Source organism: Streptomyces sp. NPDC047981 (assembly GCF_040653315.1).
Taxonomy (GTDB): domain Bacteria; phylum Actinomycetota; class Actinomycetes; order Streptomycetales; family Streptomycetaceae; genus Streptomyces.
The window spans coordinates 89329-108661 of sequence record NZ_JBEZNQ010000012.1 but is presented as its reverse complement, the minus strand read 5'-3'; the positions used below and the strand labels follow the sequence as shown (position 1 = coordinate 108661).

Sequence of the window (19333 nt, the reverse complement as noted above, 5' to 3'; positions counted from 1 at the left end):
GCATCTACGGCGTCGCTGCGCGGCAGGTCACCCTGCCTGTGCCTGGAACCGCCAGACGGCGTGCTCCAGTCCGCCGTGTTCGTGCCCGAGGTAGTCCGCGCTCCTCATACACGGCGCGCAGCTGCTCGTACGGGAGCCCCGCGACACCCGCCGCCGCCGCGAAGGCCCGAAGGTGCACGTCCACGGCGACCTGCGACCGTCCGACCAGGTTGCCGATGTAGTCGACGCTCTTCGGTCCCACCCCCCTCACCTGTCGAAGGGTCGCGCGGTTGTCCGCATGGCCGAGCCAATCGTGGAGATCACCGCGGGTGTCGACCCCGCGCGCGGCCAGCAGATCGGTGAGGGCGTGGGCTGTCGCGACTCTGCCGGGGCTGTTGAACTTCATGGCGACGCCGAGGTCCTCCGTGGCCAGTCGTGCCTGGAAGCCGCGGACGGTGACGGCGTCCGGCCATGCCGACTGGAGCAGGAGAAGGCGTGGCCGGATGGTCGACTCGTACTTCCGGCGCGCCTGGAAGCTGACATCGCAGATGACGGCGCCCATGTGAGTCCAGCCACCTGGCGGAGGGAATGGTCCGTCCCCCAGGGCTGACTGGACATGGGCGGTGAGCAACTGGACGGGGCTGAGAGCGGCCATGGGCCAATGATGTCGTTCCGACCAGACAACCGGACCGGATTCGAGGAGGTCTGTCTGCGGGCGCGCGGTCAGGACCGGAGTCTGACTGCCACCCTCTGCGCATGTACTGCTCGTGGTCGCATCGGGGTGGATCGCCCCGCGGCGCCGCTCCGGCAGGAGTTCAGCGCTTCAGCTGGGAGTCGAGCCAGGTGAGAACCTCGGGCGTGACGGGGTCGGTGATGTCCGCGAACTCCCCGTGCTTGGTGAGGAACTTGGCCACGTACGGGCAGACGGGGACGATCCGCAGCCCGGAGGCGCGGACGTCGGTGAGGGCCTGCTCGACGAGGATCGCGGCGAGTCCCTGGCCGGCGTACGCGTCGTCGATCTCGGTGTGGAAGAAGACCCGCCGGTCGTCGCGGTCGCGGTAGGCGGTCAGGCCGGCGCGGTTGTCGTCGACGAGGATCTCGTAGCGGTGGCGGGCCTCGACGCGGCGGACGACGGGGGCGGTGGTGGCGGTGGTGGCGGTGCTGTCGGTCTGCTCGCTCATGGCGAAGGTCCTCTCGGTGCGGGGCTCAGTGGCGGGTGGGGTTCTTGCGGGGAGAGATGGTGGCGTTGGGCAGGGCGGGGGCGGGAAGTCTGGCGCCGGGGTAGCCCTCGACGGTGCCGAAGCGGTCGGAGGCGCGCTCCCAGTCCTCCCGCGCCTCGACGATGTCCTCGTGGCTGCGGCCGATGAAGTTCCACCACATCACGATCTCCTCCTCGAACGGCGGGCCACCCAGGAGGACCGTGCGGGCCGTGCGGTCGGAGGCGTTGGTGAGGGTGAGGGTGGTGCGGCCAGGGGCGGCGTAACCGAGTTCGGCGCGGCCCAGGGGGGTTCCGTCGAGGCGGACATCGCCTTCGTCGACGAGGAGCCCGTGTTCGAAGCCGGGGTCGACGTCGAGGGTGACGGTGGCGCCGGCGTCGATCAGGACCTCGGCGCCGAGGAGCGGGGTGAAGGTGCGCACCGGGGAGGTGCCGCCGGCGAGCGTGCCCAGGAAGACCCGCAGTTCCGCTCCGTCGACGTGGAGCGGCTCGGGTGCGTGGTGCTGGAAGTCGCGGGGGGCGTGGCGGTGTTCGTCGGGGAGGGCCACCCATAGCTGGACGCCGTGCAGCACGGTGGTGCCGGGGGTGGAGACCTCCGTGTGGCTGATGCCGTGGCCCCCGGTCATGAGGTTGATCTCGCCGGGCCGTACGAAGGCGTGGGTGCCCAGGCTGTCGCGGTGCTCGATCTCCCCGCTGAACAGCCAGCTGACGGTCTGGAGCCCGGTGTGGGGGTGGGGAGCGACGTCCATGCCCCCGGAGTCGGCCACCCGGTCCGGACCGTAGTGGTCGGCGAAGCACCAGGCGCCGATGAGGGTCCTGGCCCGCTGTGGAAGGGTGCGCCGTACGGTCATCGCCCGCGGTCCGCCCAGCGGGACGTCCCTGGCGGTGAGGACCTCGACTCCGGCCTCGATCTCGACGTCCGTGTGATCCATCTCCTGGGCCCTCTCCCACCAAAGTAGTTTTGTTTTCAACAACTATGGGTGATCATAGTCCCGAAGGCAACCCGGGACAACAGGCGAAGGAGCAACGGTGATCGAGACGGCGCAGGCCTCGGAGGCCCACCGGTCCAACGGCAGGATCTACCTCGACAAGCAGAGCCCCGCCGCGTACCAGGCGCTGGTCAGGACCGCTGACACCGTCCGTGCGACGGCGGCCGAGGCGGGCCTCGACCGGATCCTGGTCGAGCTGGTCAACCTCCGCGTGTCCCAGCTCAACGGCTGCGCCTTCTGCCTCGACGTCCACACCCGGGCCGCGCTCCGCGCCGGGGAGACCACCCGGCGCCTCGGGGTGCTCGCCGCCTGGCGGGACACCGAGCTCTTCACCGCCCGCGAGCGCGCGTCCCTCGCCCTGGCCGAGGCCACCACCCACCCCGCCGACGCCCTCGCCCAGGAGCGGGCGTACGCGGAGGCAGGACAGGTGCTGAACGACGACGAGATCTCCGCCGTGGTCTGGGTGGCGATCGCGATCAACGCCTTCAACCGGGTCTCGATCCTGAGCAAGCACCCGGTACGGGAGGCCTCCGCCCGATCTTGAGCAGGCCTGCCCGGTACGCGGAACTTCCGTCCGCTGATCCCTACGGGGCCGGCGCACGCGCGAGTGTGGGCCGGGGTTTCTGCTGCGGTCAGGTGGTGAGCCAGTCCCTGTAGTGGGTCGGGGCCAGGCGGGCGTTCGGGCCAGGGGTGAGGACGTCGCCCTGGACGGCGGCGAAGAGGCCGGCTTGCGCGTCCACGACGACGGGGCGGTCGTCGCCGCGGGCGGTCAGGGTGATGCGGCCGATCTCGTCGAGGGTGAAGCGGTCGGGTCCCGCGACCTCGAGGATGCCGTCGAGCGGTGAGGCGGTCACCACGTCCGCGAGGGCGTCGACCACCTCCGCGCCGGCGATCGGCTGCACCGGCGTCGCGGGCAGGCGTACGGACGTCTCGTCCGACGTCCACGACATGGTCGGCTCCATGAACTCGAAGAACTGCGTGGCGCGCACGATCGAGTACGGCGTCGGGCCGCCGCGCAGCAGCTCCTCCTGGAGCAGCTTGGCGCGGTAGTAGTCCAGCTGCGGCACCTGGTCCACGCCGACGATGGAGAGAGCGACCTGGTGGGCCACGCCCGCGCGCTCTCCGGCGGCGAGCAGGTTGCCCACCGTGGTCCGGAAGAACTCGATGGACTTCTCGTCGAAGGTGGGGGAGTTGGTCACGTTGACGACCGTGTGGGCGTCGGCGAGGGCCTTGTCGAGACCGGCGCCCGTGAGCAGGTCGACGCCGGACGACAACGATGCCGTCGTGACGTCGTGGCCCTGAGCGGTGAGCTTGTCGGCGAGCTGGGACCCGATCAGGCCCGTGCCGATGACGGTGATCTTCATGGTGCGCTCCTGACTCGGACACATCTTGTCCGAGATTATACTCGGATATTCTGTGTCTGAGTCAAAGGGAGGCGGCATGAAACTGTCCGGGGGTGTCGAGTGGGCGCTGCACTGCTGTGTGGTGCTGACCGCGGCGAGCGCGCCCGTGCCGGCGGCACGGCTCGCCGCGCTGCACGACGTGTCGCCGAGCTACCTCGCCAAGCAGATGCAGGCGCTGTCGCGCGCGGGTCTGGTGCACTCGATCCAGGGCAAGACCGGCGGGTACGTCCTCACCCGCAAGGCCGAGGACATCTCCCTGCTCGACGTGGTGCAGGCCGTCGACGGGGCGAGTCCGGCCTTCGTCTGCACCGAGATCCGTCAGCGCGGACCGCTGGGGACGCCCCCCGGACAGTGCACGAAGGCATGCGCCGTCGCCCGGGCGATGGGAGCCGCCGACGCGGCATGGCGGGCCTCGCTGGCCGCCGTCACGATCGCCGATCTCGCCGCGTCGGTGGAGGGGGACAGCGGGCCGGAGGCGCTGCCGAGGGTCGGCGCCTGGCTTGACGGGGCGTCAGGAGGCGGCTGAGGCCGAACCGGCGCCGGTGCTCAACGGAACGGGCACCGCCGTTCGGCCTCCTCGCTTCAAGCTCAGCCCTTGTCGGCTTCCAGTGCGGCCAGGTTCGGCGCGTGGCCCTCGGCGTCCGCGGGCACGTGTCCGGCCTTCGGGTCGTCCGCCTGCCCGGTCCAGCGCCGCAGCGCCTCAAGCGCGGTGAGCCCCTGCGCCTTCGACTCCCGCAGCCGGCGGGTCCAGACGATGGCCGCCGGTCGTGAGGCGGTTCCGGCGGCGGGTGAGGCGAGGAAGCCCGCGGCGGCTTCCGTGGCCGACGCCCACACATGGCCCACGGTCACGCCGCCCCGGACGACCGGTGCGTACACGACGGCGGTGTCCGTCTGGCGTGCGTAGTCGTCCGGCATGCTCACCGTGGTGAACTGCGGGTCCTCGGACATGGGTCCGCGTCGCATCTTCTCTCCCTCTCCCTGTGGCGCGTTCATCAGCGAATGATCTCACCGTGGACGTGGTAGCGGTCGTCGTCCTCGTTGTAGTCGAGCTCCGTGACGAGGTATTCGACGCCGCGGCCGAGGAGCAGTTCTCGTTCCGAGCCGTACTCGGAGACTCCTTCCAGGTACATGGCGGGGGTGCCCTCCGGGACCCTGAGGTGGAGCACGACTTCCTTGCTGGTGTCGAAGTCCGGATCGGACCCGAGAGCGGTCGACAGGTATCCCCGGTCGCTCTGGACGCTGCCTTCGATCTCCTCGATGGGGCAGTTGAAGGAGTCCAGGCCGGTCTCCCGCATGACGGTGAGGTCCTCGGGGACGGGGTGAATCTCCATCCCCTCGTCCAGCCTCTGGATGCTGTTGTCGACCTCCGCGGAACCCGGAGCGTAGCCGCGCAGGAAGCCGTTGATCTCCTTGTAGTCAGGGGGCCCCTCGTCGCCGGGGTACTTCTCCAGGCTGTAGCCGTAGAACGCCTCCCGCTGCTCGTCGGTGAGACGGCTCTGCGCGTCGGCCCATTCCGTCCGGCCGTACTCGGCGCCCTCCTCGTTGCTGGAGAAGTCCCGTGCCGGGGACCGGACCTCGGCTTCGGCGCCGTGATCGAGCTCCTCCGGTTCGGAATCCGGAGCCTCCTCCCGCTCGGAATCCGGAGCCTCCTCCTGCTCGGAGTCCGGAGCCTCCTCCTGCTCGGGAGCTTCGGCCTGTCCCTCCTCGCGCGGTAGGTCCGGTGCGGCGGCCTTGCCTGTCTCCCCGGCGCCGAGCGATGCCGTGTACGTGGTCGAGTACGGCACGGAGTCGCGGTAGGGCGCGAGTTCCAGCTCCAGCTCGGGAAGTTCGTCGTCCGGGTCGTCTGCGTTGTCAGAGTCGGCCGGGTCGTCCGCGCCCTCGGCGTCGGCCGTGTCGTCCCCGTCCTCCGGGTCGGCCGTGCCCTCTGCGTCGGCCGGGTCGTCCGCATCCTCTGGGTCGTCCGCGTCGTCCGCGTCGACGGAGCCTTCCGGCGCTTCCGGTTCGTCGTCCTCCTCCAAGGCGTCCTGGAGTTCCGGCTCCTCCGGCTCTGCCAGGCCTTCCGGTTCCTCCGGCTCCTCCGGCTCCTCCGGGTCTCCCAGCTCCTCCGGATCTTCCCGGCCTTCCGGTTCCTCCAAGCCTTCCGGCTCCTCAGGCTCCTCAGGCTGTTCCGGCTCTTCCGCGAGATCCCGGCTGTCCCTGGAGTCGAAGCGCTCCCTGGGAGCCGACGGTTCCTCCGGTTCGGCGTCCCCGCTGTCCCTGTCGGCGCTGCCGCCTCGGGTCGTCTCCGCCGACTTCGCGTCCGTGCCGGAGGGCGATTCGGCCTCCCGCGGCGGCTCCTGAGGCTCGCCGACCGGCTCCGGCGCGTCCGGCACGCGAGGTGGCGGGACCGTGTCCGGCCTGGTCGCCGCAGTCGTGTCGAGCTCGCTCATCGCTTGTCCCCCGTGGATGGTGACGGCGGTTCGTGAGACGTGAGGATGACGCAGCGCCCACTCTGTCGACCGAACTCGCCTTCAGCATCCTAGAGTTCGATCGATTTTGACTCCAACCTGACTGTGAATGACCTAGTTTGTACGGAAGTCACCTGTGGTGCCGTTCTGGTACCAGGCGCGGGACCAGGCGGACGTACGCGACCATGCCCAGGACTTCGACGAGGGTCTGGGTGACCACCACCACCGCCGCGACGGCGAGGGTGTCCGGGAGGGCCAGGGCCAGGGGGAGGACGACCAGGGAGTTGCGCGTCGCGCCCGTGAAGACGATGGCCCGGGCGGCGCCGGTGTCGAGGCGGAAGAGGCGGGCGACGGCCTTGCCCGCGAAGGCCATCACCACGAGGAACGCCGCGTAGAAGGGGATCACGGCCGCGACGTCCGTGAGGCTGTCGCCGAGCTTCGGGACCTGCGAGGCGACCACCGTGAAGAGGGTCGCCGCCATCAGGGGGACCATCGTGGTGGTCGCCGCGTCCGACACCTTCTGGCCCGTGGGGCGGCGGGAGGCCCAGGCCTGGAGGGCCCAGGCGAGGGCGAGCGGGACCACGATCAGGACGAGGAACGCCTCCAGGAACGGGCCGGGCTCGACGATGTCGGCGAGGTCGGGGCCCAAGAAGAGGTAGAGGAACCCCGGGAGCAGTAGCATCTGCGCCACCAGGAGCAGCGGCGTGGCGGCGAGCAGCCGACGGCTCGATCCCCCGGCCAGGCCCGAGAAGACGATCACGTAGTCGACGCACGGGCACAGCAGCACGAGCAGGACTCCGAGGCGGACCGCCTGGTCGGCCGGGAGGAACGCGAACATCGCCGCGACCACCAGCGGGACCACGACGAAGTTCACGACCAGGGCCGCCGTCAGGAAGCGCCCGTCGCGCAGCGACCGGAACAGCTCGGCCGCGGGCACCTGGAGGAAGGTCACGAACAGCAGCGCCCCGAGAACGGGGTTGATCGCGTGTTCCAGTCCGGGGCCCGCCGCCGGGGCGAGCCGGCCGATGAGGCCGCCCACCACCATCGCCACGAGGTAGATCGCGACCTGGTGGTCGTCCATCCGATCGACCCAGCCCCTGGACACCTTGTCCGCCACGTCGCCCGCTCTTCCCGGTCACTCGCCCGCGTCGCTGCCCTGGTGGGCGGCACCCTTCTCAGGGGCATCTTCGCAGGTGTCTTGGGTGCGGCCCGCGTGGGTGTGCGGACGTGCGCACGTGCGGGTGCGCGGGTGTGAGGGGGTGGGTGCCTGGGCGTGAGTGGGGGTGGGCGTGTGGGTGCTGAAGCCGGCGGTGTCAGCTGGCGACTGCCGTCGCCCAGAGCGGAGCCACCGCCGAGCGCGCCATTCTGTCGTCTCGTCGGCGCAGCGGCAGGGGGTCTTCGCCGGCGGCCGCGTGGAGGATCTCGGACTGCAGGCGCTGCAGGTCCTCCGAAGGCTCCAGACCCAGCTCGTCGTTGAGGATGCGGTGGAGGTTGCGGTACGCCTGCAGGGCTTCGCCCCGGCGGCCCGCATGGTGCAGCGTGACGATGAGCTGGCCGTGGAACCACTCGTGCAGCGGGTACTCGTCGACGAGCGTCCGCAGGTCGGGGAGGAGTTCGCGGCGTCTCCCGAGGCGGCTCTCCGTCTCTATGCGCAGTTCCAGAGCCCTTATCCGCAGCTCCTCCACGCGGGCCATCCGGCCTGCGAGCACGCATCCGACCGGTACGTTGCTCAGCACGGGACCGCGCCACAGGGCCAGTGCCCGCTTCAGTTTCTCCGAGGCGCGCTCGAAGAGCGCTTCGGTGAAGTCGGCCTGGGCTTCGCGGACATGGCGCTCGAAGAGGCTGACGTCGACCTCGTCCTCGCCCAACTGGATCGCGTAGCCGGGGGCCTTGGTGACGAGGAGGTTGCGGCCCGGGGCCACGGCGCGCTCGTCCAGCAGCATCTTGCGTGCGTGGTAGACGTGGGTCTGCAGGGTGCGCAGGGCGCTGCGCGGAGGGTTGCCTCCCCACAGTTCCAGGATGAGCGAGTCCGTGGCCGCCGCCTCGCCGGGCTGAAGTGCCAGGAGCGCGAGCATCTGACAGATCTTCGGGGCATTCGGTGCGTATTCCCTGCCGTCATCGGTGATGATCTCGAATGGACCGATGAGGTTGAACTGCACTGCACACACTCCTGTTCCGCGCGTCCGCGCGCGACTTGATCCCAGTCGGTTGCTTCGTCTTGCGATGCGACGACTTACCGCTTATCTCGCGGCGATCACGTCCCGATACGGCAGTCCCGCCGTGCCGGCTGCCAGGTCACCTCGGCTGAGACCTGAGGTTGCTGACCGGAGTCGGATTCCATGGCTCCCCCTTGTGCATGCGGACGAGCGGCACCGGACGCCGTAGTTCATACGGTGGCCTCGGCACCGAACAAGTATCTCGATACAAAGAAACCATTCATCCGGTTCTTTGTATAGGGGTTTTCGGGGAGCCCTGACGGGGTGCGAATGTGCTGCGACCTGGGGTTGGATGATGAACAGGGCAGGTCAGAGTACTTGTTGGTGGGATCGGGGGCCGGTCGGCCTGCCGGCAGGGCAGGCCCGTAAACATACCGGCGATTCAGTTTTGCTGCGAAGCGGGCTCAAGTGCCCCCGTCTGCGCCGCCTCCCGCGCCTGTGTCAGCAGCAGCTCGCCCCGGGTCGGGGAGGTGTCCAGCCTGCACAGCACTCCCGGCACGGCGATGCTCGGGAGGAGGTGCTGGAAGAGATTGGCGATCTCGACCGACAGGTCGAGGCCCTCGTCGCACATCGACTCTGTCAGCAGCTGGACCCCCGTCCACGCGCCGACGGCCAGCCGGGCCGTCGCGCCCGGGTCGACGTGGGCGAGCAGCTCGCCCCGCTCCCGGGCCTCGGTCAGGATGCCGGTTCCCAGGGTGATCCAGTCGGGCCAGCGGGTGCCGAACAGCCCGCGCGCCTTGGGGTCGACGGAGAGTCGCACGGACGCGCTGAGCAGCGGTTCTCGGGGCAGTCGGCGGGCGAGCACCAGGCCCAGGTCCACCCACTCCTGGAGCTTGAACGTCTGCGGCAGCACGCCGTCCGCCGTGACCGCCTCGGCCAGGACTCCGCGTGCCAACTCCTCCTTGGAGGTGAAGTGGAAGTACAGGGCGCCGCGCGTGAGGTTCGCCCGCTCCACGATCGCGGCGATGGACGCCGCGTCGTAGCCCTGCTCGTTGAAGACGCTGGCGGCGGCCTCCAGGAAGATCCTGCGCGTCCGGATCGCCCGTTCCTGCTTCGGTTCCTGTCTGGACAAGTCATCACCCGCGCGTCAAGTGGTTTTGTCTTCTCTTGAAAAAGACCGGAGAGCCGGTATCTTAACAGCGTTGCGTCGATCAACTGTCCAGTTGTGCCACGTCCATGGGGGAAACCGTGCCTGAGGCAACCACGTACGCGAGCGTGTTACGAGGTACCGGGGGGGTGCCGAAGGAATATGTACATCTCCACAAGGAGGAATCCGTCGTCGTCACGGGTTGGACCCGCCGGGACGACGCCCTCTATTCACTGACCGCGCAATGGCCGACGCCGACGGTCGAGGGGTCGTACGACCCGCGCATCCTCGCCCAGACGATCCGGCAGAGCGGCCTTGTGATCGTCCATGCCGAATATGGAATTCCGCTTACTCATCAAACCCTGCTCTACGACTTCAATTACACCGTCCACCCCGACTTCCGGGTCTCGCCCACCGAGCCCCCCGCGTTGGACGTCGAGGTCCGGGTCACCGAGACCCGGCGGAGCGGCCGCGTGATCAGCGCGCTGCGGATGGATATTCATCTGCTCAAGGACGGCGTCACCGTCGCCCGGGCGGACACCGAATTCGGGTGGGCATCCCCGGCGGCCTACCGACGCCTGCGCGGCGAGAACTTCACGGTGGACTGGGGCAACTGGCCCGTGCCGCCACCCGTCGAACCCCACACGGTGGGCCGTACCGATCCGGCCGACGTCTTCCTCGCGGCCGGCGACCGGCCCGGCCGGTGGCAGCTGCGCAACGATGTCGACAACACGCTGCTCTTCGATCACCCGGTCGACCACGTCCCCGGGCTCGTCCTGATCGAGGCCGCCTACCAGGCCGCGTACGCCGCGGCCGCACCGGCGCGCTTCGAGCCGACGGACCTGGCCAGCGGGTACGAGCGGTACGTCGAGTTCGACGAACCCTGCTGGCTGGAGACCGAGTTGATCCCGTTCCCCGCCTCCGGGCGCCTCACGGTCCGGGTGACCGGATCACAGGGCGGGCGCAGGGCGTTCCGCGTGGATCTGAGTGGGACGGTTCGGTAGCGGGGTGGTGGGGTGAGGTGCGGTGGGCGTGGGGTGCGGTGGGGGTGGGGTGGTGTGGGCGTGGAGTGGTGTGGGGCGGGGGCGCCGCGGTGCGCCCCCACCTCCGCGCGCCCTCATTGGTTGACGAAGCCGCCGTCCACCGGCAGCACGGTGCCCGTGAGGAACGGGCAGCGGTCGCTCAGCAGCCAGGCCGCCGCAGCCGCGATCTCCTCGGGCTCGGCCGTGCGGCCCTGCGGGGTCATGGAGTTGACCATGTCCTCGAGGCCGGGATTGCGGCCGAACCAGTCCGCGGTGATCTCGCTGCGCGTGGTGCCGGGGGCCACCGCGTTCACCCTGATGCCCTGCTTCGCGTACTCGTCCGCGGCCGCCCGCGTGAAGCCCACGACCGCGTGCTTCGAGGCGACGTAGGGCGCGGCCGTGGGGATCGCCACCAGGCCCCCCACGCTGCTGTTGTTCACGATGCTTCCCGCGCCGTTCTCCAGCATCGCGGCGATCTCGTACCGGAGACAGTTCCACAGCCCCCGGACGTTCGCGTCCATGATCGTGTCGTAGACGTCGTCCGACATCAGGTGCAGCGGCGTGCGGTCGCCACCGATGCCGGCGTTGTTGAAAGCCGCGTCCAGGCGTCCGTACGTGGAGACCGTGAAATCGACCGCGCGGGCGGCGTTCTCGGCCACCGACACGTCGCTGACGATGTAGGAGGCCTCGGCGCCCTTGTCCCGCAGGACGTCGACCAGTTCGGCCAGTCTCTCCTCTCTGCGGGCGGCCAGGACGACTGTCGCGCCTTCCTGCGCGAACACCTTCGCTGCCGCGGCGCCGATGCCGCTGCTCGCACCGGTGATGAGGACGACTTTTCCGGGGAGGAGGCCATGGTTCATGGGGCGCAGTCTAGAACGTGCGTACGGGGCGCGGGTTGTGGTCGGGGGCTGACTCGATACTCCGTCAACTGAGTTGTCTGGTCGACCTGTTGGCGAGGCAATCGGTGAGGGAGTCACATGTTCCCTGCGGGCCTCCGTGCTCAGGGCTTCCGGAGTCTGCGAGGACGACCGGCTCAGTCCCTCGTTCAATGCCCGGACGAAGCTGCTTCCGACGAAATGCGGCCAGACACCGTCTCCGGAGCGTTCCGCGTCCGAGTCGATGACGTCGCGGTCGATTCCGCCCCGGTCGATGACATCGCGGTCGATTCCGTCCCGGTCGACATTGCCTCGGTCGACTGCATCTCGGTTGATCCCGTCCCGGTTGATTCCGTCCCGCACCCCGTTGCGCATAGCGTGACCACTTCCCATGCTCCCACTATTTGGATACAGGGCCCACCTGTTGGAACGCCCCATTGAAGAAGAGCAGCCCGGACGTTTCCGAACCCTTGCCGGCGGCGGCCACATTCCCGAGGAATATGGAGTGATCGCCGGAGTCGTGCACGTCTGTCAGCTCGCACTCCAGCCACCCCAGGGCGCCCCGCAGCAGGGGAGCCCCCGTGTACCTGCCCGGCTCCCAGTCGAGCCCGTGGAACTGCTCGGGCCCCAGCGGCCGTTTCTTGTCGGCGAAGAATCGCGCCAACGTCTCCTGCTCGGCGCCGAGTACGGAGACACCGAAGCGACGCTCGGCCAGAATCGCCTTGTGCATCACCGCGCTGTGCGACACGCAGACCAGCACGGTCGGCGGATCCAGGGAGACCGAGCTGAACGCGTTGGCCGTCATGCCATGAATGTGGTCGCCGCCGACGCTCAGGACGATGACACCGGTAATGAAGCGTGACATCGTCTCGCGCAACGACGATGGATCGCCCATGGGGATTCGGTTTTCGGTTGCTTCCTTGGTGGATACAGAGCTCATGCCGAACCCTTCAGGAGATTCATGAGACGAACATAGAGGGGTGGGCACCTGCCTTCGCTCACCATGAGGTAATCAGGTGCCCAGGGCGACGCATCGTGGTCAATCGTGGTCAATCGGCGGCGAGCGCCGTCGTTCTGTTGCTCATCTGGCGGATGATCAGCCACTCGCTTTCGACGCGCCGCCACACCACGAGTTCGTTCGTACGTTCCTCGTGCACCGTGCCGTCGGGCAGCGAGACCGTCGTCACGGCGATGCCGGAGTCCAGGATGACGTCGCCGTGGACGGCCACGTCCGGTTCGCCCAGCGCCCGCCAGGTGAGCGTGCCGCCCTGGGCCCGCACCTCGTCGAGGAGCGAGCCGAAGTGGGCGGCGATGGCCTCGCGCCCCACGATCGGCCCGGTACGCCCTTCGACGAAGAGCCGGCCGTCGGGCGCGAAGCCCGCCGCCAGGGCGGCGGCGTCGCCCCGCGCCATGGCGTGGGCGACATCGCCTTCCATGCGGGACATCAGGGCGAGGGCCTGGGAGTGCGTGATGCTCATGGGGTGCTCTCTCCTCACGCCTCGACGAGTCGGGACGCGGACCCGGACGCGGACCCGGACGCGGACCCGGACGCGGGCGCGGACGCAGACGCGGGCGTGGGCGGGAAATGGCCGACCTCGACGAAGAAGTCGACGTACTTCCTGAAGAGCTCCTCCGTCAGTTCCGGGCACTCGACTCCGGTCCCTTCGAGGGCCGCGTCGGTCTCGCTCGTGTCGAACGGCGGGTAGAAGGCGTCCGTGTTCGAGACCATGATGTCGAACGCGTGGAGCAGCGGGGTCATCACGTTCTGCCGGTCGGCGCGCACCGCCTCGCTCCACGAGGCGTGGTCCTGCTCCGCCAACTCGTAACCGAGCGAGCGCAGATACGTCGCGCAGGTGCGCAGGCTGAGCGAACTCCTGTTGTAGAGGTGGAAGGTCCGGCCGTCCGTCCCCTCGCGCTGGGACAGCCCCACGATCGCCGCGCTGACGTAGTCGACCGGCAGCATGTGGAACCGCCCTCCGTCGACGTCCGGAACCGCCCCGGCCTGCAGCAGCCCCTTCAGGCTCAGCCAGACGAAGTCACGTGTCTGGCAGGCACCGTTGCTCTGGTCGCCCGACACCACGTCGACGCGGTAGATGGACACGGGCAGCCCCCGGTCCCTCGCCAGGCCGATGACCTGCTCGGCGACCCACTTGCTCTGCGTGTACCCGCTGGGCAGCGCCTCACCGGGCCCGGTCGGGTCCGTGACCTTCGCCGGACCGCCGTGGGCCGCGCCTCCGGCGAAGACGCCGACCGTCGACACATAGTGGACCGGTACGGTCCGGTGTCGGGCGGCCAGCCGCAGCACCTCCTGCGTCCCCTGTACGTTCGCCGGCTTCAGGTCCGCGTACGGGCGCAGCCAGTGGACGGTGGCGCCGTTGTGGTAGACGACGTCGACCGTGTGCGCCAGGTCGTCGAACACCTCCTCGGCAAGGCCGAGAAGCGGCAGCGACAGGTCGCCGACGAGGACCTTGATCCGCTCGGACTCGGCCTCCATCTCGTCCCACACCCGGTACCACTCCAGGCTCTCGCGCAGCCGCTGCCACGCCTCCGCCGCATCGGACCCCCGTACGAGACAGTGGACCGTGGCTCCCGTCGTACGCAGCAGGTCGCGCAGGAGGAACGCTCCGAGGAAGCCGCTGGCGCCGGTGAGGAGCACGTTCTGGGGGTCCGCAGGGTGGCTGTGAGTGTGTGCGGCGTCGTACCCGTCGGCGGGGACGATGGTGTCGTCGAGCCGGACCTCCGCCGCGAAGTCCACCTTGCGCGTCTCCGGTGTCGCGGGTTCCTCCTGACCGGTGCCGGCCGACGCCAGCTGCGACAGCAGCTCCGCGTGGAGATAACCCGCGAGGGACGCCGGATCGGGGTGGTCGAAGACCAGGGTCGCCGGCAACCTGCTCCCCGTGAACTCGCCGAGCTGGTTGCGCAGCTCGACCGAGGTCAGCGAGTCGAAGCCGAGGGAACCGAACGCCTGGTGCGCGTCGATGCGGCTGGTGTCCGGATGACCGAGGACCTCCGCGATCTCCGCGAGCACCCGGTCGCGGACGAAGGGCAGTTGCTCGGCAGCCGGCAGAGCCGCCACGAACTCGGCCGCCGAGGCCGACCCCATGCCGGTGTTCGTGTTGCGGGCCTTACGGCGGTACGGCGTACGGACCAGGCCGCTGAGCACCGCGGGTGGCCGGCCGGTCTGGGCACGCAGGGCGGCGACGTCCAAGGGGGTCACCACGGTGGTGGCCCGGCCCAGCCGCATGGCCGTGTCGAGCAGGGCGGGTCCGCGGTCGGACTCGACGGGCCGGAAGCCCGCCTTGGCCATGCGCTGGAGATCCGCCTCCCCCAGCTGACCGGTCATGCCGGTCGCCTGCGCCCACAGGCCCCAGGCGACGGAGGTCGCGGGGAGACCCTGGGAGGCACGGTGCTCGGCAAGGGCGTCGAGGAAGACGTTGGCGGCCGCGTAGTTGGACTGCCCGGGGCCACCGATGACGCCGGCGAGGGACGAGAACAGGACGAACGCGGAGACCGTCGGGATCCGGCGGGTCAGCTCGTGCAGATGCCACGCCGCGTCCACCTTGGGCCGCAGGACCGCTGCCAGCCGCTCGGGGGTCAGCGAGGAGACGAGACCGTCGTCGAGGACACCCGCCGCATGGATGACGCCGGTGAGGGGGCGGTCGGCGGGGATGGCGTCGAGGACGGTCGCGAGGGCGTCGCGGTCGGCCGTGTCGAGGGCGGTGATGGTGACGTCGGTGGCGCCGAGGGCGATGAGTTCGTCGCGGAGCTGGCCGGCACCGGGGGCGCGCGGGCCGCTGCGGCTGGTGAGGAGGAGGTGTGCGACGCCGTGGTCGGTGACGAGGTGGCGGGCGAAGAGGGCGCCCAGGGATCCGGTGCCGCCGGTGATGAGGACGGTTCCGGGGGTGCCGCTGCTGCTCCAGGTCGCGGGCAGCGCGGGGGAGTCGGTGGTCGGCGTCAGACGCTGGAGGCGGGGGATGTAGGTCTTGCCCTCGCGGATGGCGGCCTGGCCTTCCTCTCCGTCGGTGAGCGCGAGGAGCGCTTGGAGGGAGGCGGCGGCGTCGTCGAGGTCGGCGAGGACGATCCGGCCGGGGTTCTCCGACTGGGCCGAGCGGAGGAGACCCCAGAGGGCGCTGCCGGCCAGGTGGTCGGTGACGTCGGCGGTTGCGGTGGTTGTGTCGGTTCGGGTTCCGGTTTCGGTGACGGACACGGCGCCGTTGGTGAGGACGACCAGGCGGGTCCGTGCCAGGTGGTCGTTCGCCAGCCACTCCTGGACCAGGGTCAGCACCTCTCGGGTGGCGTGGTGCGTGGCTGCGACGACGTCCGTGCCGGCTGGGGACGAGGCGTGGGGCGTGTAGGGGAGGAGTACGGCTTCGAGTTGAGTGTTGCCGGATTCGACCGCCTTGGCGACGGACTCGACGTCGGCGTAGTGCTCGGCGCTTGCGAAGGCGTCCGCGTGAGGGGCGTTCTCGTAACTGCCCAGGACGCCCCAGGCCGGCGATCCGGTCGGCTGCGGGGGCGCGGTCGGCAACCAGTCGAGGTGGAAGAGGGTGTCGGGGTGCCGCTCCGCGGTCCCGGCGCTGATCGTCTCCATCGGGACGGCTTGGTAGGTGAGGGCGTCGATGGTGAGGACGGGTTGGCCGGTCTGGTCGGTGAGGTGTACGGAGGTGGTGGTGGGGTGTGTGTCTGTGGGGGTGGTGGTGTGGGTGTGTACGGAGGTGGCGCCGGTTGCGTGGAGGCGTACTCCGTGCCAGGTGGTGGGGATCCAGGTGTGACGGTCTTGGTGGGGGAGTTGGTGGGTGGCGAGGGCTGCGTCCAGGAGTGTCGGGTGCAGGCCGAACCGCGGGGCGTCGCCCATGCGCTCCTGTGGGAGGACGACCTCGGAACTCGCTCCTGTGTCGTCGCCCGACCACGAACTTCCCGCTCCCACCGCGCTGCCGCTCACGCCGATGTGGCCTTCGGCGTGCAGGGTCCAGGGGGCGGTCGCCGTGGCGTCGTCGGGGCGGGCGTGGATGGCCAGCGAGCGACGGTGCGTCGTGTCGAGGGTGCCGACGCGGACCTGAAGCTGGACGCCACCGCGGGCCGGGATCACGAGGGGCGTCTTGAGCTCGAGTTCGTCCAGAACGCCGGCTCCGAACTCGTCACCGGCCCGTATCGCCAGCTCGACCAGTGCCGCGCCGGAGAGGACGGCGGTGCCGTCGATGGTGTGGTCGGTGAGCCAGGGGTGGGTGCGGAGGGAGATTCGGGTGGTGAAGAGCGTCTCGTCGCGGTCGGCGATGTTGACGGCTGCGCCGAGGAGGGGGTGGCCGGTGTCGGTGAGGCCGAGGCCGGTGGCGTCGGCTGTGGTGTGGGCCGATTCGAGCCAGTAGCGCTGGTGCTGGAAGGGGTAGGTGGGGATGTTGGCGGGCTTGGCGCCCGTGTTGGTGAGGTAGTGCTGCCAGTCGACGGTGGTGGTGCTGTGGGTGTGGAACTGGGCGAGGGCCGTGAGGAGTGTGTCCGCTTCGGGGCGGTCTCGGCGGAGGAGGGGGATGGTGGTGGCGGTGTCGGTGGTGTTCTGGATCATGGCGGAGAGGACGCCGTCGGGTCCTGCTTCGATGATGGTGGTGGTGCCGAGGTGGGTGAGGGCGTGGGTGGCGTCGGCGAAGCGGACGGCTCCGCGGACCTGGTTTGCCCAGTAGTCGGCGGTGCGGAGGTCGTTGCCGGTGGCCGGGCTGCCGGTGAGGGTGGAGATGACCGGGATCTTCGGTTCGCTGTAGGTGAGTTGGGCTGCGATCGTCCGGAATGCGTCGAGCATCGGATCGATGTGGGGGGAGTGGAAGGCGTGGGAGACAGTGAGCTGTTTCGTCTTCCTGCCCTGGGCCTCCATCGTGGAGGCGAGCGAGTGGACAGCTTCTTCGTCGCCCGAGATGACCAGGGAATTGGGGCTGTTGATTGCGGCGATCGCGACGCTGTCGGCGAGGAGTGGGGTGATCTCTTCCTCGGTGGTCTGTATTGCGGTCATGGCTCCGCCGGTGGGCAGGGCCTGCATGAGGCGTGCCCGTGCGGTGACCAGCTTGGCCGCGTCTTGGAGGTTGAGGATGCCGGCGATGTGGGCTGCGGTGAGTTCGCCGATCGAATGCCCGGCCAGGACATCGGCCGAGACGCCCCAGGTTTCGACCAGTCGGTAGAGGGCGACCTCGGTGGCGAAGAGCGCCGGCTGTGTCCAGCCCGTCTCGTCCAGGCCCGCACCGGATGCGATGACCTGCTTCAGCGGCTGGTCGAGGTGCGGGTCAAGAGCCGCTGTGACCTCGTCGAAGGCAGCAGCATAGGCCGGGAAGACTTCATAGAGTTCCAGGCCCATGTTGATCCGCTGCGCGCCTTGGCCGGTGAATACGAACGCGGTCTTTCCGTTCGTGCGGGTGCCTCGGGCCAGGCCTGGGGCTGAGGTTCCGGTGGCGAGTGCCCGCAGGCCGGTCAGTAGTTGGTCGCGGTCGCGGCCGGTGATGACGGCGCGGTGGTCGAGCGTCGCCCGTCCGGTGGCGAGGGTCCAGGCCACGTCCACCGGCTCGATGGCCGTGTCAGTCTCCGCGTACTCCAGGAGTCGGCTCGCCTGGGCTTCCAGGGCTGCCGGCGTCTTGCCTGACAGCACCCACGGCACCACCGGAACGGGAACCATCGGCTCGGAGGCCGGCTCGGGCTCCTCCGCCTCCGCGACCTCCTCGATGATGACGTGAGCGTTCGTCCCGCTGACGCCGAAGGCCGATATGCCCGCGCGGCGCGGGCCGCTGTCCGCCTGCCATGGCCTGGCCTCCGTCAGGAGTTCGACGGAGCCCGACTCCCACTCCACGAACGGCGTCGGCTCGTCGACGTGCAGCGTCTTCGGGAGTACGCCGTGGCGCATCGCCTGGACCATCTTGATCACACCGCCGACACCGGCGGCCGCGACGGAGTGGCCGATGTTCGACTTAAGGGAGCCGAGCCACAGCGGCCGGCCCTCCGGGCGCCCCTGACCGTAGGTGGCCAGGAGCGCCTGGGCCTCGATCGGGTCGCCGAGGCGGGTGCCGGTGCCGTGGGCCTCGACGGCGTCGACATCGGCGACGGTCAGGCGGGCGTTGGCCAGCGCCTGGCGGATCACGCGCTCCTGGGAGGGCCCGTTGGGGGCGGTGAGCCCGTTGGAAGCGCCGTCCTGGTTCACCGCCGAACCGCGGATCACGGCCAGCACCTGGTGGCCGTTCTTCCGGGCGTCCGACAGCCGTTCCAGCAGGACGAGGCCCACGCCCTCCGACCAGCTGGTCCCGTCGGCGGCCGCAGCGAAGGACTTGCACCGGCCGTCGGCGGCGAGACCACGCTGCCGTGCGAAGTCGACGAGGCCGGACGGTGAACCGGACACGGTCACACCGCCCGCCAGGGCCAGGGTCGACTCCCCCTGCCGGATCGACTGGACGGCCAGGTGCATGGCCACCAGCGACGACGAGCACGCCGTGTCGATCGAGACGGCGGGCCCTTCGAAGCCGAACGAGTACGAGACCCGGCCCGAGGCGACACTGCCGAGCTTGCTGGTCATGAGGTAGCCCTCGAACTCCTCGGGCCCGTCGAGCCCGAGGTAGCTCTGCTCGACCACTCCCGCGAAGACACCCGTACGGCTGCCCCTCAGGGTGTCGGGATCGATACCCGCGTTCTCCAAGGTCTCCCAGGCCGTCTCGAGGAGCAGCCGCTGCTGCGGGTCCATCGCGAGGGCCTCGCGCGGCGAGATCCCGAAGAAGCCCGCGTCGAAGAGGTCGGCGCCGTCGAGGAATCCGGCCTCACGGCTGTACGAGGTACCGGGCTTGTCGGGGTCCGGGTCGTACAGCTTCTCCACGTCCCAGCCACGGTTGGTGGGCAGTTCCGTGATGGCGTCGACCTCGTCGACGACGAGCTGCCACAGGCCGTCGGGCGAGGAGACCCCGCCCGGGAACCGGCACGCCATACCGACGATCGCGACCGGTTCCACCTTGCCGGCCTCAAGTTCCGTGACCCGCTGACGTGCTTTCTGAAGATCGGCGGTCACCCTCTTGAGGTACTCGAGCATCTTCTCTTCATTGGGAGTGGACATGCGGAGCCTCAGTTCTCCTTGGAGGGTCGAG

The 19333-nt window shown here is 69.7% G+C and carries 16 protein-coding genes; 3 read left to right on the top strand and 13 right to left on the bottom strand.

Features of this window, described 5'->3' with window-relative positions:
* Positions 1–4 precede the first annotated feature (4 nt).
* The 3 genes from AB0E14_RS10185 to AB0E14_RS10175 form a co-directional block, all read right to left on the bottom strand.
* Complete coding sequence (locus AB0E14_RS10185; protein WP_362414542.1) at positions 5–541, bottom strand: hypothetical protein; 537 nt, start codon at positions 539–541, stop codon at positions 5–7.
* Positions 542–794: 253 nt separating this feature from the next.
* Positions 795–1160: a GNAT family N-acetyltransferase gene (locus tag AB0E14_RS10180; protein ID WP_362414540.1), complete on the bottom strand. Its 366-nt coding sequence runs from the start codon at positions 1158–1160 to the stop codon at positions 795–797.
* Between the two features lie 25 nt (positions 1161–1185).
* Positions 1186–2127, bottom strand: coding sequence for a pirin family protein (locus tag AB0E14_RS10175; RefSeq protein ID WP_362414538.1), 942 nt, complete (start codon positions 2125–2127; stop codon positions 1186–1188).
* Positions 2128–2224: 97 nt separating this feature from the next.
* On the opposite strand from AB0E14_RS10175, the gene AB0E14_RS10170 reads away from it, so the two are divergent.
* Entirely contained in the window at positions 2225–2728 is a 504-nt protein-coding gene (locus tag AB0E14_RS10170) for a carboxymuconolactone decarboxylase family protein (RefSeq protein WP_362414536.1), read from the top strand.
* A gap of 88 nt (positions 2729–2816) precedes the next feature.
* Here AB0E14_RS10170 and AB0E14_RS10165 read toward each other — a convergent pair whose 3' ends face one another.
* Positions 2817–3548 carry an SDR family oxidoreductase gene (locus tag AB0E14_RS10165; RefSeq protein WP_362414534.1) on the bottom strand — a complete coding sequence of 244 codons (732 nt, stop codon included), beginning with the start codon at positions 3546–3548 and terminating at the stop codon, positions 2817–2819.
* Between the two features lie 76 nt (positions 3549–3624).
* On the opposite strand from AB0E14_RS10165, the gene AB0E14_RS10160 reads away from it, so the two are divergent.
* Positions 3625–4113, top strand: coding sequence for an Rrf2 family transcriptional regulator (locus AB0E14_RS10160; RefSeq protein WP_362414532.1), 489 nt, complete (start codon positions 3625–3627; stop codon positions 4111–4113).
* A gap of 62 nt (positions 4114–4175) precedes the next feature.
* Here the strand turns inward: AB0E14_RS10160 and AB0E14_RS10155 are convergent, their stop codons facing one another.
* The 5 genes from AB0E14_RS10155 to AB0E14_RS10135 form a co-directional block, all read right to left on the bottom strand.
* On the bottom strand, positions 4176–4550 hold the full coding sequence (locus tag AB0E14_RS10155) for a hypothetical protein (protein WP_362414530.1): 375 nt from the start codon (positions 4548–4550) through the stop codon (positions 4176–4178).
* A gap of 29 nt (positions 4551–4579) precedes the next feature.
* Positions 4580–6016, bottom strand: coding sequence for an ADP-ribosyltransferase (locus tag AB0E14_RS10150; protein ID WP_362414528.1), 1437 nt, complete (start codon positions 6014–6016; stop codon positions 4580–4582).
* A gap of 148 nt (positions 6017–6164) precedes the next feature.
* Positions 6165–7115 carry a bile acid:sodium symporter gene (locus AB0E14_RS10145; protein ID WP_362414612.1) on the bottom strand — a complete coding sequence of 317 codons (951 nt, stop codon included), beginning with the start codon at positions 7113–7115 and terminating at the stop codon, positions 6165–6167.
* A 232-nt stretch (positions 7116–7347) separates the two neighbouring features.
* Positions 7348–8193 carry an AfsR/SARP family transcriptional regulator gene (locus AB0E14_RS10140; RefSeq protein ID WP_362414526.1) on the bottom strand — a complete coding sequence of 282 codons (846 nt, stop codon included), beginning with the start codon at positions 8191–8193 and terminating at the stop codon, positions 7348–7350.
* 439 nt (positions 8194–8632) lie between these two features.
* Positions 8633–9322: a ScbR family autoregulator-binding transcription factor gene (locus AB0E14_RS10135; protein WP_362414524.1), complete on the bottom strand. Its 690-nt coding sequence runs from the start codon at positions 9320–9322 to the stop codon at positions 8633–8635.
* A 164-nt stretch (positions 9323–9486) separates the two neighbouring features.
* On the opposite strand from AB0E14_RS10135, the gene AB0E14_RS10130 reads away from it, so the two are divergent.
* On the top strand, positions 9487–10341 hold the full coding sequence (locus AB0E14_RS10130; RefSeq protein WP_362414521.1) for a ScbA/BarX family gamma-butyrolactone biosynthesis protein: 855 nt from the start codon (positions 9487–9489) through the stop codon (positions 10339–10341).
* 113 nt (positions 10342–10454) lie between these two features.
* On the opposite strand, the gene AB0E14_RS10125 is transcribed toward AB0E14_RS10130, so the two are convergent.
* From AB0E14_RS10125 to AB0E14_RS10110, 4 genes are all read right to left on the bottom strand, one after another.
* Positions 10455–11219 (bottom strand): glucose 1-dehydrogenase, encoded by a 765-nt coding sequence (locus tag AB0E14_RS10125; RefSeq protein WP_362414519.1) that lies wholly within the window; start codon positions 11217–11219, stop codon positions 10455–10457.
* A 415-nt stretch (positions 11220–11634) separates the two neighbouring features.
* Positions 11635–12174: a flavin reductase family protein gene (locus AB0E14_RS10120; protein ID WP_362414517.1), complete on the bottom strand. Its 540-nt coding sequence runs from the start codon at positions 12172–12174 to the stop codon at positions 11635–11637.
* 109 nt (positions 12175–12283) lie between these two features.
* Entirely contained in the window at positions 12284–12712 is a 429-nt protein-coding gene (locus tag AB0E14_RS10115) for a DUF4440 domain-containing protein (protein ID WP_362414515.1), read from the bottom strand.
* A gap of 14 nt (positions 12713–12726) precedes the next feature.
* On the bottom strand, positions 12727–19302 hold the full coding sequence (locus AB0E14_RS10110; RefSeq protein WP_362414513.1) for a thioester reductase domain-containing protein: 6576 nt from the start codon (positions 19300–19302) through the stop codon (positions 12727–12729).
* Positions 19303–19333 lie beyond the last annotated feature (31 nt).

Coding starts and splice junctions, on each gene's coding strand:
- AB0E14_RS10145 (WP_362414612.1), bottom strand. CDS start 7,115: ATGGACGACCACCAGGTCGCGATCTACCTCGTGGCGATGGTGGTGGGC.
- AB0E14_RS10155 (WP_362414530.1), bottom strand. CDS start 4,550: ATGCGACGCGGACCCATGTCCGAGGACCCGCAGTTCACCACGGTGAGC.
- AB0E14_RS10165 (WP_362414534.1), bottom strand. CDS start 3,548: ATGAAGATCACCGTCATCGGCACGGGCCTGATCGGGTCCCAGCTCGCC.
- AB0E14_RS10175 (WP_362414538.1), bottom strand. CDS start 2,127: ATGGATCACACGGACGTCGAGATCGAGGCCGGAGTCGAGGTCCTCACC.
- AB0E14_RS10125 (WP_362414519.1), bottom strand. CDS start 11,219: ATGAACCATGGCCTCCTCCCCGGAAAAGTCGTCCTCATCACCGGTGCG.
- AB0E14_RS10150 (WP_362414528.1), bottom strand. CDS start 6,016: ATGAGCGAGCTCGACACGACTGCGGCGACCAGGCCGGACACGGTCCCG.
- AB0E14_RS10115 (WP_362414515.1), bottom strand. CDS start 12,712: ATGAGCATCACGCACTCCCAGGCCCTCGCCCTGATGTCCCGCATGGAA.
- AB0E14_RS10120 (WP_362414517.1), bottom strand. CDS start 12,174: ATGAGCTCTGTATCCACCAAGGAAGCAACCGAAAACCGAATCCCCATG.
- AB0E14_RS10110 (WP_362414513.1), bottom strand. CDS start 19,302: ATGTCCACTCCCAATGAAGAGAAGATGCTCGAGTACCTCAAGAGGGTG.
- AB0E14_RS10160 (WP_362414532.1), top strand. CDS start 3,625: ATGAAACTGTCCGGGGGTGTCGAGTGGGCGCTGCACTGCTGTGTGGTG.
- AB0E14_RS10180 (WP_362414540.1), bottom strand. CDS start 1,160: ATGAGCGAGCAGACCGACAGCACCGCCACCACCGCCACCACCGCCCCC.
- AB0E14_RS10185 (WP_362414542.1), bottom strand. CDS start 541: ATGGGCGCCGTCATCTGCGATGTCAGCTTCCAGGCGCGCCGGAAGTAC.